This is a genomic window from Pseudomonas sp. 30_B (genome assembly GCF_017491605.1).
GTDB lineage: Bacteria > Pseudomonadota > Gammaproteobacteria > Pseudomonadales > Pseudomonadaceae > Pseudomonas.
Genome location: NZ_JAFGYY010000020.1, coordinates 1 through 26,608, shown reverse-complemented (window position 1 = coordinate 26,608; position 26,608 = coordinate 1). Strand labels below are relative to the sequence as shown.

Sequence of the window (26,608 nt, the reverse complement as noted above, 5' to 3'; positions counted from 1 at the left end):
GGCCGATATCCCTGATGATTCAGCCGAAGAAGCGCTTCATCGAACGCGACAGCCAGCCTCCCTGGCCCTGGTCGCGGGTCAGTTCCTGCATGCTGGACTTCACCGACTCCACGTAGTTGGCGTCGTCGCTGCGGATGTGATTGAACAGCCAGCGGCCCAGCAGCCCCTTGAGTTCATCGGCCACATCCTCGCCGGACTCGAAGCGCATGCGGTAATCGGAGACCCGCTTGATGAACAGCTCGTGCACCTTCTTGTGGGCGCGGGTGAACAGGTAGCCGGAATCCTCCAGCAGGGTCTCCTCGAAGGCGAAATGCGACAGGGTGTAGTCGACCAGCTCCTCGATCACGCTACCCAGCAGCGCCCGGTCGTGCTGGGCCTGTGCGTCGTGCAGCTGGTTGATCATTTCGACGATGCGCTTGTGCTGCGTATCGATTACCTGAATCCCGGTATCGAGATCGTCCTGCCAGACCAGATAGGCCATCTTTCCCCCTCAACCGCCGGGCGACGACACTGCCTGCCACTCGCACCCGGCCACATCAGATCGACCGCATGCAGCCGGGCAAGGTTAGAGAGGGCGAAGCGAAGCCATCATGATGCGGGTCAAGTGAAATTGGCCTAAGGCCATGATATTTGGCGCTTTTTAGACGAAAGCCGCATGAAGCCCATCCCTGTAGGAGCGGGCCATGCCCGCGATCGCGCCCATGGGGCGCTCCTACAGGGGGCATGTCGACATGAACAAAAACGCCGCTTCACGGGAAGCGGCGTTTTCAGGAGCGGGACGCTCAGCCCTGCATGGTCACATGCCGGGGATGGTCGGCCACCCGCGCCAGCCATGCGTTGATCGCCGGGAAGTCCGACAGATCGAAACCGCCCTGGTGCGCCACGTGGGTGTAGGCGTACAGGGTGATGTCGGCAATGGAGTAGCTGTCGCCCACCAGGTACGGCGTCTGCTCCAATTGCTTCTCCATCACCTTCAGCGCCTTGTAGCCGCCCTTGTGGCACGCGACGTACTCCTCGCGGCGCTCCTCGGGCAGGCCCAGGTAGAACTCGATGAAGCGCGCCACCGCCACGTACGGCTCGTGGCTGTACTGCTCGAAGAACTGCCATTGCAGCACCTGGGTGCGCAGGCGCGGCTCGCTGGGCAGCAGCTCGCTGCCGTCGGCGAGGAAGTTGAGGATGGCGTTGGACTCCCACAGGCAGGTGCCGTCTTCCAGCTCCAGCACCGGCACCTTGCCGTTGGGGTTCTTCGCCAGGAATTCGGGGGTCTGGGTCTCGCCCTTGAGGATATCGATGTCGCGCCACTGGTAAGGCAGGCCGAGCAGGTGCAGGGCCAGCTTGACCTTGTAGCAGTTGCCGGAGAGTCGATCGCCGTAGACGGTATACATGCTCGCTCCTTAGTTGGCCTTGGCCGCTTGCGCGTCGCGGATCACCGCGGCCAGGCGGCGCAGGCCCTCGCCCGCGCGCTCCGGCGCCACGTGGCTGAAGTTCAGCCGCAGGTAACCGGGGTTGGCATCCGGCTGAGTGAAGAAAGGTTCGCCGGGCATGAAGGCTACGTTCTGCGCCAGGGCCGCGTCGAGCAGCGTGCGGGTATCCAGCGGCTGCTTGAGCTTCAGCCAGAAGAACAGGCCGCCCTGCGGCACGTTCCACTCGGCCAGCCCGGCGAAATGCTCTTCCAGCAGCGCCTGCATGGCGTCGCGGCGGATGCGGTAGAAGTCGCGCAGCTCGGCCAGGTGGCCACGGTAGGCCTCAGTGCCGAACCACTGCAGCGCCTGCCACTGGCCGACGCGGTTGGTGTGCAGGTCGGCGGACTGCTTCAGCCGCAGCAGGTGCGGGAACAGGTCCGGGGTGGCGATCAGGAAACCGACGCGCAGGCCCGGCAGCAGCGTCTTGGAGACGGTGCCGGTGTAGATCCAGCTGGCCTTCTTCAGGCGACTGACCAGCGGGGTCGCGGCGCCATCGTCGAACACCAGCTCGCGGTAGGGTTCGTCCTCGATCAGGGTCACGCCGAACTCGTCGAGCAGGGCGGCGACCTCATCGCGGCGCTGCTCGCTATAGCGCACGCCGGACGGATTCTGGAAAGTCGGGATCAGGTAGGCGAAGGATGGCTTGCTGATCTCCAGGCGCTGGCGCAGGGCCACGACGTCCGGACCTTCGGCGCCCAGCGGCACGGTCAGGCAGTTGGCACCGAACAGCTGGAAGGCCTGCAGCGCGGCCAGGTAGGTCGGCGCTTCGAGCAGCACTTCGGTGCCCGGATCGATGAACAGCTTGCTGGCCAGGTCGAGCGTCTGCTGCGAACCGCTGACGATCAGCACCTGGCTCGCCTCGCAGGGCACGCCCAGGGCGCGCGCCTCGGCGGCAATCGCCTCGCGCAGAGCCGGCTCGCCCTCGCTCATGCCGTACTGGCCCATGCTCCTGGGCATCTCGGCCCATTCGACCTTCGGCAGCATCGGCTCGGCGGGCAGGCCGCCGGCGAAGGACATCACTTCCGGACGCTGCGCCGCAGCCAGGATTTCACGGATCAGGGAGCTTTTCAGACGGGCAATGCGTTCGGAGAAGGCCATGGGGGTCACCGGTAGCGGGAGCACGGAAAAATAAGTCAAACTGCTTGACCGAAGCTACGACGCCCACGACGGATACGTCAATATGCCTGACCTAATAAAAAGCGAACTTCAACTCCAGGCCATCGAAGCCTTCTTCTACAGCTACCGAGCCTTCACCGCGAAGCCCGACGAGATGCTCGCCCGCCGTGGGCTGAGCCGCGTCCACCACCGCATCCTGTTCTTCATCGCGCGCAATCCGGGCCTGAGCGTCAGCCAGCTGCTGGCCGCCCTGGGCGTGACCAAGCAGGCGCTGAACACGCCGCTGCGGCAACTGCTGGAAATGAGCCTGATCCGCAGCGAAGCGGCCGACAGCGACAAGCGCAAGCGCCTGCTGGAGCTGACCGCCGAAGGCAGCAAACTGGAAAAGGCCCTGCGCCGCGAACAGGACCGCCTGCTGCAGCGCGCCTTCAGCGAGGCCGGCGAGGATGCGGTGAAAGGCTGGATGGCAGTGAACCAGGCCATCGCCCATCCGCAGGAGCACGATTAACCCGACGCGCTCTCCAGCTCCCGCGCACCCCGCAGGAACATCAGCGCCAGCGGGACGGTGCTGGCCATCGCCAGCAGGGTGCCGGGCACGAACAGGATGACCGTCGCCAGGCACCCGCCGACCACCACGTCGAACCAGCCCATCACCTTCACCGTGGGATACGGCAGCGGGATCTTCAGCACGCGGATGCCGTACCACAGCTGGGCGATGCCACTGGGCAGGAACATCAGCAGGAACGCCAGCGTCGCGGCACTGTGCACCTCGTTGAACTCGACGTCGAACACCATGCTGTGGACCTGCATCAGCACCGCCATGGTGATCGAGATCGCCATTGGCCAGCGCAAGCCACGAGCAGCGAAGCGATCCTCGAGGAAGCGGGTGCAGCGCCAGGTCAGGAAGCAGCCGAGCAATACGCTCAGCACACTCATCCACACCTCCAGCTGGACGACGGCCGAGGCACCCGGCAGGCGATTGACGACCGACAGCCCCAGCAGGGCCAGCTCGGTCAGCAGCATGGCCAGGCTCAACCCCGCGAGCAGCCGCAAACCGCCGGCGCTCCAGCGCCCATGCAGGAAAGGCTCCGGCGCACGCGCGTCCACCAGCTCCACCTTCGGCGCGGCGTAAGGGTTCTCGTCCAAGGGACATTGGCTCCAGGCTGAGGTTGCAGAAGCAACATACTTCGCCGGAGCGCTGCTTGCCCAGCGCGACTGTACGGCCCACTCGGCCACTGGCTGTTACGGGACAGCCCCCACCACCGGCAGTAGTCTGCAAGCACAGTCAGCCCACAGAAGAACAAGACCGGTACTGAGCCATGCCCATCGAACTCCTCGGCGCCTTCGTGCTGTTCGCCTTCGTCACCTCCATCACCCCCGGCCCCAACAACATGATGCTGCTGGCCTCGGGCGTGAACTTCGGCGTGCGCCGCACCATTCCGCACATGCTCGGCATCAGCATCGGCTTCCTGCTGCTGGTGGTCGCCGTCGGCCTGGGCCTGCACCAGCTGTTCGAGCGTTTCCCGGCCACCTATACCGCGCTGCGCTATGCCGGCGGCGCCTATCTGCTGTACCTGGCGTGGAAGATCGCCCGCTCCGGCGCGCCCGAGGCGAAGGGGGAGCACAGCGCCAGGCCGATGACCTTCTTCCAGGCCGCCGCCTTCCAGTGGGTCAACCCCAAGGCCTGGGTGATGGCCGTGGGCGCCATCGCCACCTACCTGCCGGCCAACAGCTGGATCGGCAACGTGGTGCTGATCGCCACCCTGTTCGCTGTGGTCAACCTGCCCAGCGTGGGCATCTGGACGGTGCTCGGCAGCCTGCTGCGGCGCTGGCTCGAAGACCCGCTGCGACTTCGCCTGTTCAACGTCGGCATGGCGGCCCTGCTGGTCGCTTCGCTCTACCCTCTGTTCACCCGCACCTGATGGAAGTTCGTGCATGACTGACACCACTCCCGCCTCCCCGCCGCTGCGCCCGCTGGCAGACTCCTCCCCCGCCGCCATCGTCGCCGGGTTCGTCGCCATGCTCACCGGCTACACCAGCTCGCTGGTGCTGATGTTCCAGGCCGGCCAGGCAGCGGGGCTGACCACCGCGCAGATTTCCTCGTGGATCTGGGCGCTGTCCATCGGCATGGCGCTGACCACCATCGGCCTGACCCTGCGCTACCGCACGCCCATCGTCATCGCCTGGTCCACCCCCGGCGCCGCGCTGCTGATCAGCAGTCTGCCCGGCGTGCCCTATGGCGAAGCCATCGGCGCCTTCATCGTCTGCGCCGGGTTGATCACCCTGTGCGGTGTCACCGGCAGCTTCGACCGCCTGATGCGCCAGGTGCCCGGCTCGCTGGCCGCCGCCCTGCTGGCCGGCGTGCTGTTCCGCATCTGCGTGGAAATCCTCCACGCCGCCGAACAGCAAACCCTGCTGGTGGTGGCGATGTTCCTCAGCTACCTGGTGGCCAAGCGCCTGTCGCCACGCTACGCGGTATTCGCCGCGCTGCTGGTGGGCGTCGCCCTCGCCGGCTTCCTCGGGCTGCTCGACTTCAGCCACTTCCAGCTGGAAATCGCCCGCCCGGTATGGACCACGCCGAGCTTCTCGCTGGCCGCCACCATCAGCATCGGCATCCCACTATTCATCGTGGCAATGGCCTCGCAGAACATGCCGGGGCTGGCCGTGCTGCGCGCCGACGGCTACCAGGTGCCCGCCTCGCCGCTGATCTCGGTGACTGGCATCGCCTCGCTGCTGCTCGCCCCCTTCGGCTCCCACGGCATCAACCTGGCGGCCATCAGCGCGGCCATCTGTACCGGCCCGGAAGCCCACGAGAATCCGCACAAGCGCTATACCGCCGCGCTCTGGTGCGGGCTGTTCTACGGCGTCGCCGGCATCTTCGGCGCTACCCTGGCGGCGCTGTTCACCGCGTTGCCCAAGGCGCTGGTGCTGTCCATCGCGGCACTGGCCCTGCTCGGATCGATCACCAACGGCCTGACCAATGCCATGGCCGACGCGCGCCAGCGCGAAGCGGCGATGGTCACCTTCCTGGTCACCGCCTCGGGCTTCACCCTGTTCTCAGTCGGTTCGGCCTTCTGGGGGCTGGTTGCGGGGCTGCTGACCCAACTGGTGCTGAACTGGCGCCGCGCGCCCTGACCGGGCGCGTCGCCCGGCGGCGTGCTCTTCGTAGGAGCGAGCTTGCTCGCGAACAGAGCCTCCCGGCGACTCTGGAGTTGGGCGGGTTCGCGAGCAAGAACGATGGCGTCCCCCTCGCTCCTACAGGTGTTTATCCTGCAACGCGGGTGCAACGGGGAGCCTTCGCGGACATGGATCGGCAACGTGGGGCGGTCGTACGCAGATACACCGCACTGCGCTGCGACTCCATTGCCCCGTACGACTCGCCCCGTGGGAGCGGACTCCATCCGCGATAAGCCAGCAGCGCTGAAGCCACAGGCCTGCGCTCAAGCCTCCGGGGCGACTCCGGCAGTGCTGGCCATCAAGCGCTGCTGCAACCGCCAGAGGAAGGCCGTTTCATAGGCAATCCGCTGGCAGCCTCCCTCCTGCTTGTCGCGTCCGATGAACAGAGCGATCCACAGGCTGGACTTATGGTGTTCGCAGAACCAGCGTTCGACACGCTGAACGGCGTCGTCCATGGCGCCCTGGCAGTCTTCCGGCCAGTCCAGGCTCACGCCGGGCTGGCCGTCAGCGGACGGCACGTTGGCCCAGAAGGCCTGGGAAGTTTCGGGTAAATTACGATCCATTGACGGACTCCTTGTCTGCCACGCCCGACCGGCGCGGCCACTGAATGACCGGAATGCCAAACGATCGCCGGGCAAACGGCGCCCGGCGATCTGCCGCATGCCTCAGGCGGGCGCGAGCGCCGCTGGGGGCCGGCGAGCAGGACTGCCGAGTAGAAGGATGTCGAGGGAGGTTCGCGGGCGGAGCCCGGGGGTAAAAGCGGGGTAATGCCTGTTCATTTTGCACCTGTGTTGTGGTCGAGCACTCCGCACACTCTTCTTTCCACGGAAGAGAGGCGGAACCGTGCAAGGGTGGAAATACCGGTTACACAGACCCGGCCGGGCCGAAGCCCGCCTTGCACGGCCCACCATAGACTGCATGCAGTGGGCATATGAGTCGCCCCCTACGTTGCCATGGTGCTACCGCGCCTGTGTAAACATCACCGGGTTTCCACGCCCAGGTCACGACAACCGTCGCGACCCGGAAACCTTACCGGCGGCCTTGCAGGCGCAGCAATGCGCGATGCTACAGGCTCTTCCGATGCTTGTGCAGGACGCTTCCCGAGTACCTTGTCGCATTTGCGTAGGATGGGTGGCAGCGATACCCATCGATCCCGGACACCCAAAGCATGGGTAGCGCAGGCGCCTTGCCGGCGCCATTCGCGGACAAGGTCCGCTCCTACAGGTAAAGCACCGCTTCCTGGCATGTCGTAGGAGCGGACCCTGTCCGCGAAGTCCGGCGCGGAGGAATCCGCACTCACAGGAAAACACCGAAGCACAGGGCCCATCTGCAGGAGCGCCCCATGGGCGCGATCGCGGGCATGGGCCAGGCGCCCCGCCCGTCCTACAGGTAACTCCTGGCCTCAGGCCGTCGCCTCTTCCGGCACAGTCGTGACCACGCCACGGCTCACCCACCAGCCGAAGGCCGCGGCGGTGAAGAACATCAGCACGCCGTAGATCGCCGCCGGGATCGCCATGGTCTTGTTGTTCAGCAGCATGGGGCTGAGCGCCAGGGCGATGGCCAGGGTGCCGTTGTGGATGCCGATCTCCATGCCGATGGCCACCGCCTGCGGCTTGGGCAGCTTGAGCAGGCGCGGCACCCAGTAGCCGACGGCGAGGCTGAGCAGGTTGAAGCACAGTGCCGCCGCACCGACGATGGGCGCATAGGTGACGAAGGTCTGCCAGTCCTTGGCCACCGCCAGGACGATGATCAGCAGCAGCAACAGCGCGGACAGTATCTTCACCGGCTTCTGCAGCGCCGCCGCCACGCGCGGCAGCTGGCGGCGAATGAGCATGCCGATGGCCACCGGGCCGAGGACGATGATGAACACCTGCACCACCTTGCCGAACTGCAGTGGGATGGTCTGGCCGTCATTCATGAAGTACAGCAGCGACAGGTTGACGATCAGCGGCATGGTGAGGATGGCGATCACCGAGTTCACCGCGGTCAGCGTGATGTTCAGCGCCACGTCGCCGTGGGCCAGGTGGCTGTAGAGGTTGGCGGTGGTGCCGCCGGGCGCCGCGGCAAGCAGCATCATGCCCACGGCCAGCGCGGCCTCCAGGGCGAAGCCCAGGGTGATGAGGAAGCAGGCCAGCGGCAGCAGGATGATCTGGCAGACCAGCCCGATGACGACCGGTTTGGGATAGCGCACGACGCGAACGAAGTCGGCGATGGTCAGGGACAGACCGAGACCGAGCATGATGATGCCCAGGGAAATGGGCAAGAAGAGGGTCAGCAAGGGGGTGTCGGTCATTGTCGTTATTCTCCAACTGATGTCGGCCGATTCCTTCGGCCGTTACTGCGTTTTTAGCCGACCTTGAGGGGTGTAACCATTTCTTCCTGTAACAGAATGCGGAGATTTGTGACGAACGGGGCGGAAGCAGGTCGTGGCGTTTGCTGGGCGCGGCGGATGCTGCCCGAGTGTAGGGCGCATAACGCTCCGCGTTATACGCCGTTTCAGCGTGGTCTCCTCGCACGCCAGGCTCGACCGGCGAGCCTGCGGTGAATCGGCGTACAACCGCGAACGGTTGTACGCCCTACGCCAAGACGCCGCCGGCATCAGATCGCCGTCGCCCCGCCATCCACCGGCAGCGCGATACCGGTGGTGAAGCCCGCGTTGTCGCTGCACAGGTAGAGCACGGCGGAGGCGATCTCCTCGACACGGCCAACCCGGCCCACCGGGTGCATGGCAGCGGCGAACTCGGCCTTCTTCGGATCGGCCTCGTAGGCGCGGCGGAACATGTCGGTGTCGATCACCGCCGGGCATACGGCATTGATGCGCACCTTCTTCTTCGCATACTCAATGGCGGCGGACTTGGTCAGACCGATCACCGCGTGCTTGGAGGCGGCGTAGATGCTCATCTTCGGCGCGGCACCGAGGCCGGCCACCGAGGCGGTGTTGACGATGGCGCCTCCGCCCTGGGCAAGCATCACCGGAATCTGGTGCTTCATGCACAGCCAGACGCCCTTCACGTTGACGCCCATGATGGCGTCAAACTCGCTTTCCTCGCCCTCGGCCAGCCGGCCCTTCTCGATCTCGATGCCGGCGTTGTTGAAGGCGTAGTCCAGGCGCCCGTAGGCAGCCACGGTGCCCTCGACCAGTGCCTTGACCTCGGCATCTCGGGTCACGTCGCAGCGGATGAAGGTGGCTTCGCCGCCCGCCGCGCGGATCAGCTCGACGGTGGCCTCACCGCCCTTGGCGTCGACGTCGGAAACCACGACCTTCACGCCCTCCTGGGCGAATGCCTGGGCGGTGGCACGGCCAATGCCGTTGCCGGCGCCGGTGACCAGGGCGACCTGGCCGGAAAGCAGCTGACTCATGAGCGAACCTCGATGCGAAATGGGGAGAACCGTCGCAGTCTAGTCAGCCGCCCGCAGAGGCGAAGCACTATCAGGCGGGACGACGTCATTGCATCCATCGCGATGATGGTTGCTACGAGCGAGGATCACTGTCACCGATGGATGGGTATTCCCCCGGCGGACGAAACTTGCCGCCACCCGCCCCGCGGACTATCACCTAAGACTTTCCCCTTCATGAGTTCACTGCCATGACCGCCCAGATCAACCGCCAGTTCCAGCTCGCCCAGCGCCCGGTCGGCGCCGCCACCCGCGACACCTTCGCCTACGTGGAAACCCCGGTCGGCGAGCCCGGCCCGGGGCAGATCCTGGTGCAGAACCAGTACCTGTCGCTGGACCCGGCCATGCGCGGCTGGATGAACGACGCCAAGTCCTACATCGCCCCGGTGGCCATCGGCGATGTGATGCGGGCCCTGGGCGTGGGCAAGGTGATCGCCTCGCAGCACCCGGACTTCAAGGTTGGCGACGAAGTGAACGGCGCCCTCGGCGTGCAGGATTACTTCCTCGGCGAGCCCAAGGGCTTCTACAAGGTCGACAGCCAGCGCGCGCCGCTGCCGCTGTACCTCTCGGCGCTGGGCATGACCGGCATGACCGCCTACTTCGGCTTCCTCGACGTCGGCCTGCCGCAGGCCGGTGACACCGTGGTGGTCTCCGGCGCTGCCGGCGCGGTGGGCAGCGTGGTCGGACAGATCGCGAAGATCAAAGGCTGCCGCGTGGTCGGCATCGCCGGTGGCGCGGACAAGTGCCGCTACCTGGTGGACGAACTGGGCTTCGACGGCGCCATCGACTACAAGGCCGAGGACGTCAACGCCGGGCTCAAGCGCGAGTGCCCGAAAGGCGTGAACGTGTTCTTCGACAACGTCGGCGGCGACATCCTCGACGCCGTGCTGGCCCGCCTGGCGCCCAAGGCGCGGGTGGTGATCTGCGGCGCGATCAGCCAGTACAACAACAAGGAAGCGGTGCGTGGCCCGGCCAACTACCTGTCGCTGCTGGTCAACCGCGCGCGCATGGAAGGCATGGTGGTGATGGACTACGCCAGTCGCTTCCCGGAAGGCTTCAAGGACATGGCCGGGTGGATCGCCGAGGGCAAGCTGAAGTCCAGGGAAGACATCGTCGAAGGACTGGAAACCTTCCCCGAGACCCTGGCGAAGCTGTTCAGCGGGGAGAACTTCGGCAAGCTGGTGCTGAAGGTCTGACAGGCTGATCGCGAACCATCAATCCGACACCGCGATACCAGGGGCGTAGGGCGTATAACGTTCGCCGTTATACGCCGATTCACCTTGGTTTCACGGCGCTCCGGATTCGATCGCGAAGCCGGTGCCGAGGCCCGGCATGTCGGCGTACAACCGCGAACGGTTGTACGCCCTGCGACACGCCCGATCCCTCTATCTCACTGATTTTCGACAAGCCTGGCGTCCCCATTGCATCTAAGATTGCTCCTTGGTCGCACCCAAGGAAGATTCACCGATGCCCCTCGCCCAATGGCTGCCCGGTCTGAACAGCCTGTTGCACTACCGCCGTGACTGGCTGACCCGCGATGTCCAGGCCGGCCTCTCGGTCGCCGCGGTGCAGATCCCCACCGCCATCGCCTACGCGCAGATCATCGGCTTCCCCGCCCAGGTCGGGCTCTACGCCTGCATCCTGCCAATGCTGATCTACGCCCTGGTGGGCAGCTCGCGGCAGCTGATGGTCGGCCCGGACGCCGCCACCGCCGCCATGGTGGCCGCCGCGATCACCCCGCTGGCGGCCGGCGACCCGCAACGCCTGCTGCAGTTGTCGATGATCGTCGCGGTGATGGTCGGCGCGCTGTCCATCGCCGCCGGTTTCGCCCGTGCCGGCTTCGTCGCCAGCTTCCTTTCGCGGCCAACCCTGGTGGGTTATCTCAACGGCATCGGCCTGAGCCTGATCGCCGGACAACTCGGCAAGCTGCTGGGCTACCACAGCGAGACCAGCGGCTTTCTGCGGGGCCTGATCGCCCTGCTGCGCAACCTGGAGTCCACCCACCTGCCGACACTGGCGCTGGGCAGCGCCACGCTGCTGCTGATGATCGTCCTGCCGCGCTTCTACCCGAAGATCCCCGGCGCCCTGGTCGGCGTGCTGTTCGCCACCCTGGCGGCGGCGCTGCTGGGGCTCGACCAGTACGGCATCAAGCTGCTCGGCGAAGTGCCCCAGGGCCTGCCCACGCTGAGCCTGCCGCACACCACCATCGAGGAGATGGGCAGCCTGTTCCGCGATGCCATGGGCATTACCATCATCAGTTTCTGCAGCGCCATGCTCACCGCCCGCAGCTTCGCCGCCCGCCACGGCTACAGCGTCGACGCCAACCACGAGTTCATGGCGCTGGGCATGGCCAATATCGGCGCCGGGATTTCCCAGGGCTTCGTGATCAGCGGCGCCGACTCGCGCACCGCGGTGAACGACATGGTCGGCGGCAAGAGCCAGATGGTCGGGGTAGTTGCCGCCCTAGTGATCGGCGTGATCCTGCTGCTGTTCAGCAAGCCGCTGGGCTGGGTGCCGGTGCCGGCGCTGGGCGCGGTGCTGCTGATGGCCGGCTGGGGGCTGATCGACTTCACGGCCCTGCGCGGCTTCTGGAACCTGAGCCGGTTCGAATTCGCTCTCTGCGTACTGACCACCGTGGGCGTACTGAGCGTCGGCGTGCTGCCGGGCATCTTCGTCGCCATCATGCTCGCCCTGCTGCGCCTGCTCTACCTCACCTACCGCCCGCACGACGCGGTGCTGGGCTGGGTGCACGGCATCGACGGCCAGGTGGAGCTGGAGCAGTACCCCAATGCGCACACCCTGCCGGGTCTGGTGATCTATCGCTTCGATGCGCCGCTGCTGTTCTTCAATGCCGACTACTTCAAGCAGCGCCTCCTCGAAGTCGTCGCCCAGTCCACGCACCCGCGCGCGGTGCTGCTCAATGCCGAGGGCATTCTCAACCTGGACATCAGCGGCCTGACGACGCTGCGCGAAGTGCAGCAGACGCTCGACGCCCAGGGCGTGCACCTGTCCCTGGCGCGGGTCACCGGCGAAACCCTAGCGATGCTCAAGCGCTCCGGCGCCTTGGGCGAGGTGAAGCCGCCGCTGGTGTTCAGCTCGGTGCGGGCGGGCGTCAAGGCCTACCGGCGCTGGCACCAGCAGCGCAAGCGCGAGCAGGCCGCCGCCGAGCGGGCGGCGGCCGAGGCATCACAGCCGGAACTGCCCGACCAGGCCCTGTAGCTCGCGGCTGAGCTGCGCCAGCTCGACGCTGGAGGACGCGGTGGACTCCATGGCCTGAGCCGATTCGTCGGCGATGCCGCGGATGCTGGTGACGCTGCGGCTGATCTCCTCGGCCACCGCGCTCTGCTGTTCGGACGCAGCGGCGATCTGCTGGTTCATCTGGTGGATCACCGCCACGGCCGAGGCGATGGTGCCCAGCGCCGCCTCGGTCTGCACCGCATCGCCCACGGTCATTTCCACCAGCGCGTGGCTGCGCTGCATGCGCTGCACCGAGGTGGCGGCGTCGCTCTGCAGGGACGTGATCAGGCTTTCGATCTCGGACGTGGACTGCTGGGTACGCCGCGCCAGGGCGCGCACTTCATCGGCGACCACGGCGAAACCGCGCCCCTGCTCCCCTGCCCGCGCCGCCTCGATGGCAGCGTTGAGGGCCAGCAGGTTGGTCTGCTCGGCGACACTCTTGATCACGTCGAGCACGCTGCCGATGCTCTGGCTCTCGCGGCCGAGCTGCTCGATGCTCTGGGTGGCGGTACGCACCGCCTCGGCCAGTTGCTCGATGCGGCCGAGGGTCTGGCGTACCACCTCCTGCCCGCTGGCCACCTTGCCGTCGGCCTGCTCGGCGGAGCTGGCGGCCTCTTCGGCATTGCGCGCCACGTCGTGCACGGTGGCGGCCATCTGGTTCATCGCGGTGGCCACCTGGTCGGTCTCGGCCTTCTGCGTGTTCACCCCGAGCTGGGTGCGTTCGGTGACGCCGGACAGTGCCTGCGCCGACGCGGTGATCTGCCCGACGCCATCGCGCAGACGGCTGACGATGCCGCGCAGGCTGTCGGCCATGCTCGCCACGGCCAGCATCAGTTGTCCCACTTCGTCCTTGCGCCGCACCTCGATGCTGGCGCTCAGGTCGCCCTCGGCGATGCGGCTGGCCATGGCTATCACCTGGCGCAACGGTCGCACGATCATCCAGGTGATCAGCAGCGCCGCCAGCGCCCCCACCAGCAGCGCCAGCGCCGCCGAACCGAGGATCAGCCCGGCGTTGGTGCGCAGCCCGGCGAGCATGGCCGATTGCTGCGCGGCGTAGGCGTCATCCACCCGCTGCATGATCTGCTCCGAGCGTTCGCGCATCTGCGCGTGTACCTGTTTTTCCTGCTGCAGGGCGGCGGTGTATTCGTCGAGCTTCTCGACGAAGGCGTTGATATTGGTGACCACGTCCTTGAGCACCGAGACATAGGTCGGATCGGTGATGCTCGCCTGCAGTTTGCTGGACAGCTCCAGCGCCTCGGCGGCGGACTTGATACGGCCGTCGGCGGGCTTCTCCTCGCCACCGGCTTCCAGGCGCGAGCGGGCTTCGTTGAGCCCCTGCAGTACCAGGCGGGACAGCTGGCTGACCTGCCCGGCCTGCTGCAACAGCTCCTCGCCCTTCTGCCCCTGGGACTCCTTCAGCTCGTACGCGCCGTCGTCGGCGAGGCTCGATTGCAGGATGTCCAGGCTGTTGGATGCGCCGCTCACCGACCAGCTCGCGGCGTCCAGCGACAGGCGCCGGCTCTTGCTGGACTGCTCGAAGCGGTCGAAGGCGGCCAGGTAGTCGGCGATGCCCTGCTCCACCTGGGTCATGGTCGCCGCCTGTTCGGGCAGCGCCTTGAGCCGTGCCACTCGCTCGCCCAGTTGCGCGGCATGCTTGCGCAGGTCCTCCGCGGCCTTGGGGTCGCCATCGAGCACGAAGTCCTTTTCGCGCAGGCGCATCTCCAGTACCGAGCGGTTGATCGCCGACAGGTCGTTGAGCAGTTCGAAGCGCTGCGAAATCGAACGCAGCGAAGCGACGCCGATCGCCGCCACCAGCGCCGTCAACAACAGCACCAGGCCGAATCCGATGGCCAGTTTCTTCGCCGTTCCCATGTCGGCCAGACGTCGTTGCACGAACGCAACCATGGCATCTCCCCCGCGTGCAGGTGATCCTTCGATGCGAAGGTCTCCTGTTCGTTGTCGTCGTTTTTTCGAGGAACATTAGGAGCGCCGTCGGATGCTGGATAGAGTCCGGGGCGGTGATGGCACCGTGATGCTGCGGAAAGATACGTGCAGGTCGTATCCAGAACACTGACAGGAGATTTCAGACACAACCTGCAGACGACGCTGACAGCGTCGCACTGGGGCCCAGGGGCAAATTCCCACACCTCTGACTTGAAACGGGGTGTGCGAATGAGGGCCTGCTATCGACTCATCCTGCAGCGTCCGCTTGCCGGATTCGCCGCCGAGCTGCAACTGCCGGAGCTGTACCGCGAACAGCAACGGATCGACCCCTTGCTGAAACAACGGATGATGCCGCCGATTGCGCACTTCCTCTGTCCGTTCGACTGCGATGACGACAAGGGTGAGCTGCTCGACTGCTGGTTCGACGCCGACAGCGGTTGGCGTCTGGTTCAGTCCCTGCTCGGGCTGATCCAGGACCGGGCGCTGGCGTTCGCCAACCGCCCTGCCCTGCTGCAGGAACTGTTCGCCCTGGGCGAACGGCTGGACGCGGCGAGGTTCAGCGGCAACCGCTGGCACCTCGGCCTTGCGCTGGAGTTCGTCTGACGGAAAGGGACTACTTGGGGCGAGCCATGCTGAAGGTGTCGCGGGTGTAGCTGTACTGGGCTCCGCCCAGACGCCCCACCAGGTCCAGCTTCGCCGGATCGACATGGCGCTCGTCGCGCATCACGCCGTCGTCGACATGCGCCAGCAGCACGCGGGCGAAGATCAGGTAGGCGCTGGGGTTGTCCGCCGGATAGGGAATGATCTCGGCCAGTTGGCACTCGAAGGCCACTGGCGCTGCGGCCACGCGCGGCGCTTTCACGCGCTCGCTGGGCAGCGTGGCAATGCCGGCGTGCTCGATCTCGCTGACACCGTGGGGCAGCCACGCGGCAGTGGCGTTCATCGCCTCGGCCTGGGCGGCACTGACCAGGTGGATGACCAGTTCGCCGGTTTCACGAACGTTGCGCAGGGTGTCCTTCACGCTGCCGTCGTCACGCACGCTGGTGTTGACCATCAGGGTCGGCGGCTCGTCGCTGATGACCTGGAAGAAACTGAACGGCGCGAGGTTGCTCTTGCCCTCGGCGGACAATGTGGAAACCCAGGCGATCGGACGCGGAGTGACGGTGGAAGCCAGCCAACGGTAGGCGTCGGCGGGCGCGAGGGTGGTGAAGTCGAGTTGCATGCAAGGTTCCCCTGACTGCCGGGCGGATCGATGCGTCCGTCCGCCCGGCGATTATGCCCGTGCCAGGGCCTCCAGGCACCCGACACTAACGTCCGGCGCGAGATTCCTTGATGTAGTAACGCGCCTTGCTGGCCTTGTCGAGGCAGCCACCGTAGGACTCGACCTGTTGCTCGGTCTTGGCGGCGGTGATCAGGGTGAACGCCTTGGAGTAACTCACGGTGCCGGCAAAGCCCTCGGCCTTGGCCAGGTCCAACTCCTTCCAGGCCGCGTTCAGTTCGGTGGCGCAGCTTTCGCGATTGACCGTGGTGCCCGAGCAGCCGACCAGCAGCAGGCTGGCGGCGAGTACAGCGTACAGAGCCTTCATGACGACCTCCTTGGTTGTGCAGGCGCCTTCCAGCTTAGACGGCCCCGGCCGCTCGCGCCGGACTACACTGCCTGTTCGTCCATTCCACGAGGAGCATGATCATGCTGTATCACGGAAGCTGCCACTGCGGCGGCATCGCCTTCGACGTCGAAGGCGAGATCGGCGAAGTCACCCAGTGCAACTGTTCGATCTGCAGCCGGCGGGGCTCGCTGCTGTGGTTCGTGCCGCGGGACAAGCTGCGCCTGACCACGCCGGAAAGCGCCATGAGCACCTATACCTTCAACACCCACCGCATCCAGCACCACTTCTGCCCCACCTGCGGCTGCGCGCCGCTGGCGTATGGGGCGATGCCCGACGGTACTCCGATTGCCGCGATCAATGTGCGGTGCCTGCCGGACGTGGATGTGAGTGGGCTGAAGGTTCGGGAATACGATGGCAGGAGTGTGTAGCGGGCAGGACATGAGGAGCGCCTTGCAGGCGCTTATCGCGGAGAAGCTCCGCTCCTGCGAGAGCAGAGCCAGCTCGGGCCCCTGCATTTGTTTTGCTCTTGAAGACTTCCAGAGAAATGTCCGCACGCGCCGGAACGCCCCTTCAGGAGGCCGAGTGGAATCGGAGTTTCAGGGGTTGAGCGGCATGGATGCCGCGAGAGCGTCGTTGGGCCATGGATGGCCCGTCGACGCGTGCCCCTGAAACTTCGATGGAGCGAGGGAAACGAAGCGAAGCGTAGTAACAGCCGAAGGCTGGCCCGAAGGGTGAGCGAAGCGAATCAGTCCCGCGAAGCGGGACCCGGATGATGGGGCAAAGACCTTTGGTTACTTTCTGTCGTTTGAGAAAGTAACTCGCCCGAGGGGGCGAAACAGAAGACATCCGAACACGCAGAAGCGGCGCAGAAACACCGAACAACAAGATGGCGGATAACGCTTGAGGCGTTATGCGCCCTACGGAAAGAAAGAGCATCGCGGACGGAGTCCGCTCCTACGGTTTACCGGTTAGCACCGAGGCGGCTCTCGTAGGAGCGGATCTTATCCGCGATCACGGGCGCCAGCCCGTCGGCCCTCAGGCCGAGACATCAGCCACAAAAAAGCCACTCCGAAGAGTGGCTTTTTCACCTCAGCGATGACGGATCACTCCGGCATCTTGATCACCACACGGCCGCCGCCCGGGCAGGTTTCCATGTAGTAGTTGGCATCGCGGTACTGGGCGAAGTCGAACACCCGGTCGATGCTCGGCTTGAGCAGCTGGTCTGCGGTCATCTGGTTGATCGCGGTCAGCGCCCGTTGCACGGCTTCGTCGTTGCGGGTCAGGCCGATCTCCGGTTGCCCGGTGAAGTCCAACACACAGTGACGGTAGAACTGCAGGTGCTTCTTGAACGCCGCACAGGCCGGGAAGGCTGCGTCGTTGCCGCCGTTGATGCCGTAGAGGATCAGCTTGCCGCGCGGCGCGGCCACATCACCCAGCAGCTTCATCTGCGGGCCGGCGCACTGGTCGAGGACGATCTCGACGCCCTCGCCCTTGGTGAAGCGCTCGACTTCCAGCACCAGGTCCTGTTCCTCGGTGTAGATGATCTTGTCCGCACCCAGCGCCTTGAGGAACGCACGGCTATCCTCGTGGCTGGTGGTGGCGATCACCTGGGCGCCGAGTGCCTTGGCCAGTTGCACGGCCTGCGGAGCCAGGCAGTGACCGGCCTCGGTGATCAGCACGCGCTGGCCGGGCTTGATCTGCGCCAGTTCCACCAGCGCGAAGTAGGAATACAGCAGGCCGGTGTAGTGCACGGCGGCTTCGACCGGGCTGAGCACCTCGGGGTAGCGGGTCAGCGACGTGCGCGGCAGAACGACATGGTCGCCCCAGGCCGGGTACTGGTTCGGCGAGTTGGCCGGGAAGCTGGCCACCGGGGTGCCGGGTTCGAGGTCATCGACCCCTTCGCCCACGGCTTCGACGATGCCGGAGAGTTCATAACCGATGCCCGCCGGCAGCTTGGCCTGATCCGGGGCGAGGTTCTGCCGCCAGAGCACGTCGCGCCAACTGACGCCCAGTGCCTGGGTACGAATCAGCACTTCACCCGGCCCCGGTTGCGGGGTCGGCATTTCCTCGATCTTCAGGACCGAGGCGTCACCGAACTGGTGGAAACGGATCATGCGGGACATCACATACCTCGCCTTTTAATGTCTCTATAGCCACGGACTCTATCCGGGCTTTGGGGGCGATACCACCGTTCACCGTTGATAATGGACATAAACAGCGATGATTCGGCACCGGCGCCAACGCAGGCCCACCGCGGCCCGGAGGCTCTGCGACGGGTGTTTGCCTGGACACGCCGGGCATTGTTGCGGCTCGATCGGGAGTACCGGAGCGGTGTACGATTCTCGGTAAAAAAGTGGAAATTGATCAAGGACTTATCTGTCAGACTTGACGCAGGCCGCGTCGGGCTTCACTTTTCAGCCATTGCCAGGGAGCCTTCATGAATCGCAACGACCTCCGCAAGGTTGACCTCAACCTGTTGATCGTTTTCGAGACGCTGATGCACGAACGCAGCGTGACTCGCGCCGCCGAGAAGCTGTTCCTCGGCCAGCCGGCGATCAGCGCGGCCCTGGCGCGCCTGCGCAGTCTGTTCGACGATCCGCTGTTCGTCCGCACCGGACGCAGCATGGAACCCACCGCGCGGGCGCAGGAAATCTTCGGCCACCTCTCCCCGGCGCTGGACTCCATCTCCACCGCCCTGAGTCGCGCCGCCGACTTCGATCCGGCCACCAGCAAGGCGGTGTTCCGTATCGGCCTGTCCGATGACGTGGAGTTCGGCCTGCTGCCGCCGCTGCTGCGCCGCCTGCGCTCCGAGGCGCCGGGCATCACCCTGGTGGTGCGCCGCGCCAACTACCTGCTGATGCCGCAACTTCTGGCCTCCGGGGAAATTTCCGTGGGCGTGAGCTACACCGACGAGCTGCCGGCCAACGCCAAGCGCAAGACCCTGCGCCGCAGCACCTGGAGGGTCCTGCGCGCCGACTCGATCCCCGGCGTCCTGACCCTCGACGATTATTGCGCGCGCCCGCACGCGCTGGTGTCCTATGCCGGCGACCTGGACGGCTTCGTCGACCAGACCCTGGCCGAGATGGACCGCAAGCGCCAGGTGGTGCTGGCGGTGCCGCAGTTTGTCGGCCTCGCGCAGTTGCTGGCCGGTACCGACATCCTCGCCACGGTGCCCGAGTACGTGGCGGCGGCGCTGACCGCCAGCGGCGGCCTGCGCGCGGACGAACCGCCCTTCCCCACCCGCCTGGCCGACCTGTCGATGGTCTGGCGCGGCGCCCAGGACAACGACCCGGCCGAACGCTGGCTGCGCTCGCGCATCACCATGTTCGTGGGTGATCCGGACAGTCTCTGACCGGCGACTTCAGATTCGACCTGTAGGAGCGCGCCATGCGCGCGATCGCGGGCATGGCCCGCTCCTACAACGGAAGCCGCGATCCCTCCGGGCAAATCCCGTGCCCGCTTCTTCTATCTATTCGTGCGCATAGTGCAAAGGCATTTATCACTCCACGTGATAATCAAAATTCGCTCGTTCGATTAGTTCCCAGACGCCCCCGAACGCAGACTCCGCTCCATCAGAAGTCCCAAAACCAATTAGAACGGTGGAGTCTTTTCCATGGAGCGAAATCTCAAAGCCTTGCGTGTCCCGTTGGCGCTCGCCGCCGCGCTGGTGCTCAGCGCCTGCGGCAAAGGCCAGGATGCGGCGCAGAACATGCCCGCACCCAAGGTCAGCGTGGCCGAAGTCATCGAACAGCCAATCAACGAATGGGATGAATTCACCGGCCGCCTGGAGGCTCCGGAGTCCGTCGAACTGCGTCCGCGCGTCTCCGGCTACATCGACCGCGTGGCCTTCCGCGAAGGCACGCTGGTGAAGAAAGGCGACCTGCTGTTCCAGATCGACCCGCGCCCCTTCGAGGCCGAGGTGCATCGCCTGGAAGCGCAGCTGCAACAGGCCCGCGCCAACCAGACCCGCACCGTCAACGAAGCCGCCCGTGGCGAGCGCCTGCGCGCCACCAACGCAATCTCAGCCGAGTTGGCCGACGCCCGCAGCGCCGCCGCCACCGAGGCGAAAGCCGTGGTCGCGGCGACCCAGGCGGAACTGGACAACGCCCGCCTGAACCTGTCGTTCACCCAGATCACCGCGCCCATCGACGGCCGCGTTTCCCGCGCCGAAGTGACCGCCGGCAACCTGGTGAACAGCGGCCAGACCCTGCTCACCACCCTGGTCTCCACCGACAAGGTCTACGCCTACTTCGACGCCGACGAGCGCGTCTACCTGAAATACATGGACCTGGCCCGCAAGGGCGGCCCCGACGCCCGTGGCAGCAGCCCGGTGTACCTGGGCCTGACCGGCGAGGACGGCTTCCCCCATGAAGGCAAGCTGGACTTCCTCGACAACCAGGTGAACCCCAAGACCGGCACCATCCGCGGCCGCGCCGTGTTCGACAACGACGGCAATCAGTTCACCCCCGGTCTGTATGCCCGCATCAAGCTGGTCGGCAGCGGCACCTACCCCGCCGCGCTGATCAAGGACGAGGCGGTCGGGACTGACCTGGGCAAGAAGTTCGTGCTGGTGATGGACAAGGACAGCAAGGTGCAATACCGCAGCATCGAGCTGGGTCCGAAGCTGGAAGGCCTGCGCATCGTCCGCAATGGCCTGGCCAAGGGTGACCGCATCGTGGTCAACGGCCTGCAGCGGGTCCGCCCCGGCGCCCAGGTGGATGCCCAGAGTGTCGAGATGGCCAGCCAGGCCACCCTCGCCACCCTCGCCCACCAGCGCCAGGCCCTGGCCCAGAGCGAGGCGCCGAAGGTCGCCGAGAAATCCGCCAAGCCGAGCGCACCGCGTGGCTGACCCCAACCCGTAATTTCTGAATCGATGTTCCAGGCCCTGTCCCACCAGGGCCTTGGGTGACCTTTGTCCCGGGTTTGGCGAACGATGCGTTCGCGACAGGAACCAGCCATGAACTTTTCGCAATTCTTCATCCAGCGGCCAATCTTCGCCGCCGTGCTTTCGCTGATCATCCTGATCGGCGGGGCCATCTCGCTGTTCCAGCTGCCGATCAGCGAATACCCCGAAGTAGTGCCGCCCACCGTGGTGGTGCGCGCCAACTTCCCCGGCGCCAACCCCAAGGTGATCGGCGAGACCGTCGCAGCGCCGCTGGAGCAAGCCATCACCGGCGTCGAGAACATGCTCTACATGTCCTCGCAGTCCACCGCCGACGGCAAGATGACCCTGACCATCACCTTCGCCCTGGGCACCGACCTGGACAACGCGCAGGTGCAGGTGCAGAACCGCGTGACCCGCACCGAGCCCAAGCTGCCGGAGGAAGTCACCCGCATCGGCATCACCGTCGACAAGGCCTCGCCCGACCTGACCATGGTCGTGCACCTGACCTCGCCGGATAACCGCTACGACATGCTCTACCTGTCCAACTACGCCATCCTCAACATCAAGGACGAGCTGGCGCGCCTGGACGGCGTGGGCGACGTGCAGCTGTTCGGCATGGGCGACTACTCCCTGCGCGTGTGGCTCGATCCGAACAAGATCGCCTCGCGCAACCTGACCGCCAGCGACGTGGTCACCGCCATCCGCGAGCAGAACCGCCAGGTCGCCGCCGGCTCCCTCGGCGCGCCGCCCGCGCCGAATGCCACCAGCTTCCAGCTGTCGATCAATACCCAGGGTCGCCTGGTCAGCGAGGAAGAGTTCGAGAACATCATCATCCGCAGCGGCCCGGACGGCGAGATCACCCGCCTGAAGGACATCGCCCGCGTCGAGCTCGGCTCCAGCCAGTACGCCCTGCGCTCGCTGCTGGACAACCAGCCGGCGGTCGCCATCCCGATCTTCCAGCGTCCCGGCTCCAACGCCATCGCCATCTCCAACGAGGTGCGCGAGAAGATGGCCGAGCTGAAGAAGAACTTCCCCCAGGGCGTGGACTACTCCATCGTCTATGACCCGACCATCTTCGTCCGCGGCTCCATCGAAGCGGTGGTGCACACCCTGTTCGAAGCCCTGATCCTGGTGGTGCTGGTGGTCGTGCTGTTCCTGCAGACCTGGCGCGCCTCGATCATTCCGCTGGCCGCCGTGCCGGTGTCGCTGATCGGCACCTTCGCGGTGATGCACTTCTTCGGTTTCTCGCTCAACGCGCTGTCGCTGTTCGGCCTGGTGCTGGCCATCGGCATCGTGGTGGACGACGCCATCGTGGTGGTGGAGAACGTCGAGCGGAACATCGGGCTGGGGCTCACGCCCATCGAGGCCACCAAGCGCGCCATGCGCGAGGTGACCGGGCCGATCATCGCCACCGCCCTGGTGCTGTGCGCCGTGTTCGTGCCGACCGCCTTCATCTCCGGCCTTACCGGGCAGTTCTACCGGCAGTTCGCGCTGACCATCGCCATTTCCACGGTGATCTCCGCGTTCAACTCGCTGACCCTGTCCCCGGCGCTGGCCGCCGTGCTGCTCAAGGGACACCACGAACCGAAGGACCGCTTCTCGGTGCTGCTCGACACCCTGCTGGGCAGCTGGCTGTTCCGTCCGTTCAACCGCTTCTTCGACCGCGCCAGCCACGGCTACGTCGGCACCGTCACCCGCGTGCTGCGTGGCAGCTCCATTGCGCTGATCCTCTACGCGGGGCTGATCGGCCTGACCTACCTGGGCTTCTCCAGCACCCCGAGCGGCTTCGTGCCGCAACAGGACAAGCAGTACCTGGTGGCCTTCGCCCAGTTGCCCGACGCGGCCACGCTGGACCGCACCGAAGCGGTGATCAAGCGCATGTCCGACATCGCCAACAAGCACCCGGGCATCGAGCACACCGTGTCTTTCCCGGGCCTGTCGATCAACGGCTTCACCAACAGCCCCAACAGCGGCATCGTCTTCACCCCGCTGAAGGATTTCGACCAGCGCAAGGGTCCGGGTATGTCCGCCAATGAGATCGCCGCCGAGCTGAACAAGCAGTTCGCCGACATCCAGGACGCCTACATCGCCATCTTCCCGCCGCCGCCGGTACAGGGGCTGGGCACCATCGGCGGCTTCCGCCTGCAGGTGGAGGACCGTGGCAACCTGGGTTACGAGGAGCTCTACAACCAGACCCAGAACATTCTCAACAAGGCCCGCGCGCTGCCGGAACTGAACCCGATGTCGGTGTTCACCAGCTACCAGGTGAACGTGCCGCAGGTGGATGCCGCCATCGACCGCGAGAAGGCCAAGACCCACGGCGTGGCGATCAGCGACATCTTCGACACCCTGCAGGTCTACCTGGGTTCGCTGTACACCAACGACTTCAACCGCTTCGGCCGCACCTACCAGGTCAACGTCCAGGCTGACCAGAAATTCCGCCTGGAGCCCGAGCAGATCGGCCAGCTGAAGGTGCGCAACAACCAGGGCGAGATGGTCCCGCTGGCCACCTTCATCAAGATCAGCGACACCGCCGGCCCCGACCGGGTGATGCACTACAACGGCTTCATCACCGCCGAGATCAACGGCGCCGCCGCACCGGGCTACAGCTCCGGCCAGGCGGAGGCGGCGATCGAGAAGCTGCTGAAACAGGAACTGCCCAATGGCATGACCTACGAGTGGACCGACCTGACCTACCAGCAGATCCTCGCCGGCAACACCGCGGTGTTCGTCTTCCCGCTCTGCGTGCTCCTCGCCTTCCTGGTGCTGGCCGCGCTGTACGAGAGCTGGGGCCTGCCGCTGGCGGTGATCCTGATCGTGCCGATGACCCTGCTGTCGGCCATCACCGGGGTGATCCTGTCCGGTGGTGACAACAACATCTTCACCCAGATCGGCCTGATCGTACTGGTGGGTCTGGCGTGCAAGAACGCGATCCTGATCGTCGAGTTCGCCAAGGACAAACAGGACGAAGGCATGGACCGCCTGAGCGCGGTACTGGAAGCCTGCCGCCTGCGTCTGCGGCCGATCCTGATGACCTCCATCGCCTTCATCATGGGCGTGGTGCCGCTGGTGCTGTCGTCCGGCGCCGGCGCCGAAATGCGCCATGCCATGGGTGTCGCGGTGTTCTCCGGGATGCTCGGCGTGACCTTCTTCGGCCTGCTGCTGACCCCGGTCTTCTATGTGCTGATCCGCCGCTTCATGGAAGCCCGCGAAGCGAAGAAACAACAGCGTCTGAGCCACCTGGCCAATAGCGAGGGCCACACAGCATGAACGTGAAACTCTTTGCCCCCGCCCTGCTCGCGCTGGCCCTCAGCGCCTGCATGGTCGGCCCCGACTACCAGAAGCCGGACACCGCGCCGGCTCGACTGGACAGCAACGCCCAGGTGAAGGACTACGACCGCACGCGTTACGAAGACGCCTGGTGGAAACAGTTCGACGACCCGGTGCTGAGCCAGCTGGTCGACCAGGCGCTGAAGGAAAACCGCGAGCTGCGCGTGGCCTATGCCCGCGTGCTGGCCTCGCGGGCGATCCGTGACGACGTGGCCAACGACCGTTTTCCCACCGTCACCAGCAGCGCCTCGGCGCAGATCGGCAAGGGCCAGATTCCCGGGCAGACCGATGACCGGGTCAACCAGGAGCGTTACGACCTGGGCCTGGACATGATCTGGGAAGTCGACCTGTTCGGCCGCGTGCGCCGCGAGCTGGAATCCACCGATGCCTTGAGCGAGGCGACCGTGGCCGACCTGCAGCAATTGCAGGTCAGCCTGATCGCCGAGCTGGCCGACGCCTACGGCCAGCTGCGTGGTGCGCAGCTGCGCGAAGGCATCGCCCGAAGCAACCTGGAGAACCAGCGCGAATCCCGCGACCTGACCATCCAGTTGCGCGACGCGGGCGTTGGCAACGAGCTGGACGTGCAGCGCGCCGAAGCGCGCCTGGCCGCCACCGAAGCCAGCGTGCCGCAGTTGCAGGCCGAAGAAGTCAGGCAGAAGAACCGCATCGCCACCCTCCTCGGCCAGCGCCCGGACGCGCTGACCGTGGACCTGTCGCCCAAGCAGCTGCCGGCCATCGCCAAGGCCCTGCCGATCGGCGATCCGGGTGAGTTGCTGCGCCGTCGGCCGGACGTTGCCGCCGCCGAGCGCCGCCTGGCCTCCGCCACCGCGGACGTGGGCGTGGCCACCGCCGACCTGTTCCCGAAAGTCAGCCTTGGCGGTTTCCTGGGCTTCACCGCCGGCCGTGGTTCGCAGATCGGCTCGTCCGCCGCCAATGCCTGGAGCGTCGCGCCGAGCATCACCTGGGCAGCCTTCGACCTGGGCAGCGTGCGCGCCCGCCTGCGCGCCTCCAAGGCCGACGCCGACGGCGCGCTGGCAACCTATGAGCAGCAGGTCCTGCTGGCCCTGGAAGAGTCGTCCAACGCCTTCAGCGACTACGGCAAGCGCCAGCAGCGCCTGGTCTCGCTGGTGCGCCAGTCCGAGGCCAGCCGCAACGCGGCGCAGCAGGCCGGCCAGCAGTACCGCGAAGGCACCGTGGACTTCCTCAACCTGCTGGACGCCGAGCGCGAGCAGCTGGCCGCCGAAGATGCCCAGGCGCTGGCGGAAGTGGATGTCTATCGCGGCATCGTCGCCATCTACAAGGCCCTGGGCGGCGGCTGGCAGCCTTCGGCCTGATCCTTCCTCTCCTGGTCGAGTCGACCTCGACCCTTCCTGCCCTGCGGTCTGCGCTCCTGACCGTGGGGCTTTTTTATGGGCGCTCCGCGCCGCTCCCACAAACAGAACATGATGGGGTTCTGGAATCTGTCAGATGCTGATGTGCTGATCAGTATTTTCCGATAGCAATAGGAAATGCACCGAGCTGCCCTTGGCCGCAGACTATTGGAAATGGAAACAGGGACAGGCCCCATGAGCCACGAACGAAGAGGCGGCAGAGGAAGCTCGTCCTCCCACTCAGACGCCGAGCTGCGCAAGGTGCTTGTCGGCGTACGCCGTGGCGCAGCGATCCATCCCGGCCTGAGTGACCTGCTCATCCACCTGGGCTATCTGGAACGACGCACCTGCGGCCTGCACCTGACGCTCAAGGCCTACCGGCTGGTCGGCAGGAGCGCCAAGCCGGCATGAACGGCATTGCGGCTTGGGCATTCGCCGCCAGGCAGCTATCATCCGCCCGCCCGGCCATTACGGATCACGCAAATTCGAGTGTCTGCTGGCCTAGACTTCATCTATCGGAATACTGCGACAAGGACACGCCATGGACTCCATCCTCGTCACCATCGCCATCATCGTCTTTGGCATGTTCATGCTGGGGATCGGCTTCACCATCCGCGAACGGGGCGTTGGCGTACTGCTGATGTGGATCGGCGTGCTGAGCATGCTGTCGGTCATCACCTACCGGATCTATCTCGCTACCTCGGTGTAGCTTGAGGCCGCGGACTTGGGCCCTGCTCCCCACCGTAGGAGCGGACTCCGTCCGCGATGCTTTTTGTACGGCGAATAACGCCTCTGGCGTTATTCGCCGTTGTGGTGTTTGGGTGTATATGCGCCGCTTCGGCGTGTGCTGAGAGATTTTGTTTCGCCCCCTCGGGCGACCTACTTTGCCAAACGACGCAAAGTAGGCAAAAGTCTCGTCCCGACATCCGGGTCCGGCTTCGCCGGGGTTCCCTCCTTCCATCGAAGTTTCAGGGGCCCGCCGCGAAGGGCCATCCCTGGCCCATCGCGGCTCTCGCGGCATCCATGCCGCTCAACCCCTGAAACTCCGATTCCACTCGGCCTCCTGAAGGGGCGCTCGGAGTG

The 26,608-nt window shown here is 65.8% G+C and carries 24 protein-coding genes; 13 read left to right on the top strand and 11 right to left on the bottom strand.

The features are described from left to right. Positions 1 to 19: 19 nt before the first annotated feature. From J5M67_RS20310 to J5M67_RS20300, 3 genes are all read right to left on the bottom strand, one after another. A complete protein-coding gene (locus J5M67_RS20310; RefSeq protein ID WP_207887123.1) occupies positions 20 to 481 on the bottom strand; it encodes a bacteriohemerythrin in 462 nt (153 codons plus the stop codon). A gap of 301 nt (positions 482 to 782) precedes the next feature. Further along, entirely contained in the window at positions 783 to 1,385 is a 603-nt protein-coding gene (locus tag J5M67_RS20305) for a glutathione S-transferase family protein (protein WP_207887122.1), read from the bottom strand. Between the two features lie 9 nt (positions 1,386 to 1,394). Next, entirely contained in the window at positions 1,395 to 2,561 is a 1,167-nt protein-coding gene (locus J5M67_RS20300; protein ID WP_207887121.1) for a PLP-dependent aminotransferase family protein, read from the bottom strand. Between the two features lie 82 nt (positions 2,562 to 2,643). Here J5M67_RS20300 and J5M67_RS20295 point away from each other — a divergent pair, with 82 nt between their 5' ends. Next, complete coding sequence (locus J5M67_RS20295; RefSeq protein WP_207887120.1) at positions 2,644 to 3,087, top strand: MarR family winged helix-turn-helix transcriptional regulator; 444 nt, start codon at positions 2,644 to 2,646, stop codon at positions 3,085 to 3,087. Here J5M67_RS20295 and J5M67_RS20290 read toward each other — a convergent pair. Continuing rightward, positions 3,084 to 3,725 (bottom strand): hypothetical protein, encoded by a 642-nt coding sequence (locus J5M67_RS20290; RefSeq protein ID WP_207887119.1) that lies wholly within the window; start codon positions 3,723 to 3,725, stop codon positions 3,084 to 3,086. The two genes, J5M67_RS20295 and J5M67_RS20290, sit on opposite strands and share 4 nt — an antisense overlap. 173 nt (positions 3,726 to 3,898) lie before the next feature. On the opposite strand from J5M67_RS20290, the gene J5M67_RS20285 reads away from it, so the two are divergent. Together J5M67_RS20285 and J5M67_RS20280 are read left to right on the top strand one after the other, a co-directional pair. Further along, on the top strand, positions 3,899 to 4,501 hold the full coding sequence (locus J5M67_RS20285; RefSeq protein WP_207887118.1) for a LysE family translocator: 603 nt from the start codon (positions 3,899 to 3,901) through the stop codon (positions 4,499 to 4,501). 13 nt (positions 4,502 to 4,514) lie between these two features. Next, a complete protein-coding gene (locus J5M67_RS20280; RefSeq protein WP_207887117.1) occupies positions 4,515 to 5,714 on the top strand; it encodes a benzoate/H(+) symporter BenE family transporter in 1,200 nt (399 codons plus the stop codon). A 305-nt stretch (positions 5,715 to 6,019) separates the two neighbouring features. Here J5M67_RS20280 and J5M67_RS20275 read toward each other — a convergent pair whose 3' ends face one another. The 3 genes from J5M67_RS20275 to J5M67_RS20265 form a co-directional block, all read right to left on the bottom strand. After that, a complete protein-coding gene (locus J5M67_RS20275; RefSeq protein ID WP_207887116.1) occupies positions 6,020 to 6,319 on the bottom strand; it encodes a LasR-specific antiactivator QslA in 300 nt (99 codons plus the stop codon). Between the two features lie 839 nt (positions 6,320 to 7,158). Continuing rightward, on the bottom strand, positions 7,159 to 8,049 hold the full coding sequence (locus tag J5M67_RS20270) for a bile acid:sodium symporter family protein (RefSeq protein WP_207887115.1): 891 nt from the start codon (positions 8,047 to 8,049) through the stop codon (positions 7,159 to 7,161). A gap of 305 nt (positions 8,050 to 8,354) precedes the next feature. Further along, entirely contained in the window at positions 8,355 to 9,116 is a 762-nt protein-coding gene (locus tag J5M67_RS20265; protein ID WP_207887114.1) for an SDR family oxidoreductase, read from the bottom strand. A 227-nt stretch (positions 9,117 to 9,343) separates the two neighbouring features. Here J5M67_RS20265 and J5M67_RS20260 point away from each other — a divergent pair, with 227 nt between their 5' ends. After that, positions 9,344 to 10,348, top strand: a complete 1,005-nt coding sequence (locus J5M67_RS20260; RefSeq protein ID WP_207887113.1) for an NADP-dependent oxidoreductase — start codon at positions 9,344 to 9,346, stop codon at positions 10,346 to 10,348. A 271-nt stretch (positions 10,349 to 10,619) separates the two neighbouring features. Next, positions 10,620 to 12,371 carry a SulP family inorganic anion transporter gene (locus J5M67_RS20255; protein WP_207887112.1) on the top strand — a complete coding sequence of 584 codons (1,752 nt, stop codon included), beginning with the start codon at positions 10,620 to 10,622 and terminating at the stop codon, positions 12,369 to 12,371. On the opposite strand, the gene J5M67_RS20250 is transcribed toward J5M67_RS20255, so the two are convergent. Then, positions 12,339 to 14,294, bottom strand: a complete 1,956-nt coding sequence (locus tag J5M67_RS20250; RefSeq protein WP_207887111.1) for a methyl-accepting chemotaxis protein — start codon at positions 14,292 to 14,294, stop codon at positions 12,339 to 12,341. The two genes, J5M67_RS20255 and J5M67_RS20250, sit on opposite strands and share 33 nt — an antisense overlap. 267 nt (positions 14,295 to 14,561) lie before the next feature. On the opposite strand from J5M67_RS20250, the gene J5M67_RS20245 reads away from it, so the two are divergent. Then, positions 14,562 to 14,936: a hypothetical protein gene (locus tag J5M67_RS20245; RefSeq protein ID WP_207887110.1), complete on the top strand. Its 375-nt coding sequence runs from the start codon at positions 14,562 to 14,564 to the stop codon at positions 14,934 to 14,936. Positions 14,937 to 14,946: 10 nt separating this feature from the next. On the opposite strand, the gene J5M67_RS20240 is transcribed toward J5M67_RS20245, so the two are convergent. Continuing rightward, entirely contained in the window at positions 14,947 to 15,555 is a 609-nt protein-coding gene (locus J5M67_RS20240) for a flavin reductase family protein (protein WP_207887109.1), read from the bottom strand. An 85-nt stretch (positions 15,556 to 15,640) separates the two neighbouring features. Continuing rightward, a complete protein-coding gene (locus tag J5M67_RS20235; protein ID WP_207887108.1) occupies positions 15,641 to 15,919 on the bottom strand; it encodes a hypothetical protein in 279 nt (92 codons plus the stop codon). A gap of 101 nt (positions 15,920 to 16,020) precedes the next feature. Between J5M67_RS20235 and J5M67_RS20230 the strand changes: the two genes are divergently transcribed. Further along, positions 16,021 to 16,368 carry a GFA family protein gene (locus J5M67_RS20230; RefSeq protein ID WP_207887107.1) on the top strand — a complete coding sequence of 116 codons (348 nt, stop codon included), beginning with the start codon at positions 16,021 to 16,023 and terminating at the stop codon, positions 16,366 to 16,368. 675 nt (positions 16,369 to 17,043) lie between these two features. On the opposite strand, the gene J5M67_RS20225 is transcribed toward J5M67_RS20230, so the two are convergent. Continuing rightward, positions 17,044 to 18,063, bottom strand: coding sequence for a zinc-dependent alcohol dehydrogenase family protein (locus J5M67_RS20225; RefSeq protein ID WP_207887106.1), 1,020 nt, complete (start codon positions 18,061 to 18,063; stop codon positions 17,044 to 17,046). Positions 18,064 to 18,377: 314 nt separating this feature from the next. Between J5M67_RS20225 and J5M67_RS20220 the strand changes: the two genes are divergently transcribed. The 6 genes from J5M67_RS20220 to J5M67_RS20195 all read left to right on the top strand — a co-directional run bounded on the left by J5M67_RS20220 (position 18,378) and on the right by J5M67_RS20195 (position 26,234). Continuing rightward, on the top strand, positions 18,378 to 19,292 hold the full coding sequence (locus J5M67_RS20220; RefSeq protein WP_243434774.1) for a LysR family transcriptional regulator: 915 nt from the start codon (positions 18,378 to 18,380) through the stop codon (positions 19,290 to 19,292). Positions 19,293 to 19,553: 261 nt separating this feature from the next. Continuing rightward, the gene (mexE, locus tag J5M67_RS20215; protein WP_207887105.1) at positions 19,554 to 20,789 is read left to right on the top strand and encodes a multidrug efflux RND transporter periplasmic adaptor subunit MexE; all 1,236 of its coding nucleotides are present in this window, start codon (positions 19,554 to 19,556) and stop codon (positions 20,787 to 20,789) included. 108 nt (positions 20,790 to 20,897) lie between these two features. Further along, positions 20,898 to 24,095: an efflux RND transporter permease subunit gene (locus tag J5M67_RS20210; RefSeq protein ID WP_207887104.1), complete on the top strand. Its 3,198-nt coding sequence runs from the start codon at positions 20,898 to 20,900 to the stop codon at positions 24,093 to 24,095. Continuing rightward, the gene (locus J5M67_RS20205; RefSeq protein WP_207887103.1) at positions 24,092 to 25,489 is read left to right on the top strand and encodes an efflux transporter outer membrane subunit; all 1,398 of its coding nucleotides are present in this window, start codon (positions 24,092 to 24,094) and stop codon (positions 25,487 to 25,489) included. Before J5M67_RS20210 ends, J5M67_RS20205 begins: the two co-directional genes overlap by 4 nt. A 231-nt stretch (positions 25,490 to 25,720) precedes the next feature. Further along, positions 25,721 to 25,936 carry a hypothetical protein gene (locus J5M67_RS20200; protein ID WP_207887102.1) on the top strand — a complete coding sequence of 72 codons (216 nt, stop codon included), beginning with the start codon at positions 25,721 to 25,723 and terminating at the stop codon, positions 25,934 to 25,936. A gap of 130 nt (positions 25,937 to 26,066) precedes the next feature. After that, positions 26,067 to 26,234, top strand: coding sequence for a hypothetical protein (locus J5M67_RS20195; protein ID WP_178119515.1), 168 nt, complete (start codon positions 26,067 to 26,069; stop codon positions 26,232 to 26,234). The last annotated feature ends 374 nt before the right edge of the window (positions 26,235 to 26,608 follow it).

What these genes read in the sequence shown, in the direction of transcription:
- J5M67_RS20310 (WP_207887123.1), bottom strand. Translation starts at nt 481, where the DNA reads ATGGCCTATCTGGTCTGGCAGGACGATCTCGATACCGGGATTCAGGTA.
- J5M67_RS20305 (WP_207887122.1), bottom strand. Translation starts at nt 1,385, where the DNA reads ATGTATACCGTCTACGGCGATCGACTCTCCGGCAACTGCTACAAGGTC.
- J5M67_RS20300 (WP_207887121.1), bottom strand. Translation starts at nt 2,561, where the DNA reads ATGGCCTTCTCCGAACGCATTGCCCGTCTGAAAAGCTCCCTGATCCGT.
- J5M67_RS20295 (WP_207887120.1), top strand. Translation starts at nt 2,644, where the DNA reads ATGCCTGACCTAATAAAAAGCGAACTTCAACTCCAGGCCATCGAAGCC.
- J5M67_RS20285 (WP_207887118.1), top strand. Translation starts at nt 3,899, where the DNA reads ATGCCCATCGAACTCCTCGGCGCCTTCGTGCTGTTCGCCTTCGTCACC.
- J5M67_RS20280 (WP_207887117.1), top strand. Translation starts at nt 4,515, where the DNA reads ATGACTGACACCACTCCCGCCTCCCCGCCGCTGCGCCCGCTGGCAGAC.
- J5M67_RS20275 (WP_207887116.1), bottom strand. Translation starts at nt 6,319, where the DNA reads ATGGATCGTAATTTACCCGAAACTTCCCAGGCCTTCTGGGCCAACGTG.
- J5M67_RS20270 (WP_207887115.1), bottom strand. Translation starts at nt 8,049, where the DNA reads ATGACCGACACCCCCTTGCTGACCCTCTTCTTGCCCATTTCCCTGGGC.
- J5M67_RS20265 (WP_207887114.1), bottom strand. Translation starts at nt 9,116, where the DNA reads ATGAGTCAGCTGCTTTCCGGCCAGGTCGCCCTGGTCACCGGCGCCGGC.
- J5M67_RS20260 (WP_207887113.1), top strand. Translation starts at nt 9,344, where the DNA reads ATGACCGCCCAGATCAACCGCCAGTTCCAGCTCGCCCAGCGCCCGGTC.
- J5M67_RS20255 (WP_207887112.1), top strand. Translation starts at nt 10,620, where the DNA reads ATGCCCCTCGCCCAATGGCTGCCCGGTCTGAACAGCCTGTTGCACTAC.
- J5M67_RS20250 (WP_207887111.1), bottom strand. Translation starts at nt 14,294, where the DNA reads ATGGTTGCGTTCGTGCAACGACGTCTGGCCGACATGGGAACGGCGAAG.
- J5M67_RS20245 (WP_207887110.1), top strand. Translation starts at nt 14,562, where the DNA reads ATGAGGGCCTGCTATCGACTCATCCTGCAGCGTCCGCTTGCCGGATTC.
- J5M67_RS20240 (WP_207887109.1), bottom strand. Translation starts at nt 15,555, where the DNA reads ATGCAACTCGACTTCACCACCCTCGCGCCCGCCGACGCCTACCGTTGG.
- J5M67_RS20235 (WP_207887108.1), bottom strand. Translation starts at nt 15,919, where the DNA reads ATGAAGGCTCTGTACGCTGTACTCGCCGCCAGCCTGCTGCTGGTCGGC.
- J5M67_RS20230 (WP_207887107.1), top strand. Translation starts at nt 16,021, where the DNA reads ATGCTGTATCACGGAAGCTGCCACTGCGGCGGCATCGCCTTCGACGTC.
- J5M67_RS20225 (WP_207887106.1), bottom strand. Translation starts at nt 18,063, where the DNA reads ATGTCCCGCATGATCCGTTTCCACCAGTTCGGTGACGCCTCGGTCCTG.
- J5M67_RS20220 (WP_243434774.1), top strand. Translation starts at nt 18,378, where the DNA reads ATGAATCGCAACGACCTCCGCAAGGTTGACCTCAACCTGTTGATCGTT.
- mexE (WP_207887105.1), top strand. Translation starts at nt 19,554, where the DNA reads ATGGAGCGAAATCTCAAAGCCTTGCGTGTCCCGTTGGCGCTCGCCGCC.
- J5M67_RS20210 (WP_207887104.1), top strand. Translation starts at nt 20,898, where the DNA reads ATGAACTTTTCGCAATTCTTCATCCAGCGGCCAATCTTCGCCGCCGTG.
- J5M67_RS20205 (WP_207887103.1), top strand. Translation starts at nt 24,092, where the DNA reads ATGAACGTGAAACTCTTTGCCCCCGCCCTGCTCGCGCTGGCCCTCAGC.
- J5M67_RS20200 (WP_207887102.1), top strand. Translation starts at nt 25,721, where the DNA reads ATGAGCCACGAACGAAGAGGCGGCAGAGGAAGCTCGTCCTCCCACTCA.
- J5M67_RS20195 (WP_178119515.1), top strand. Translation starts at nt 26,067, where the DNA reads ATGGACTCCATCCTCGTCACCATCGCCATCATCGTCTTTGGCATGTTC.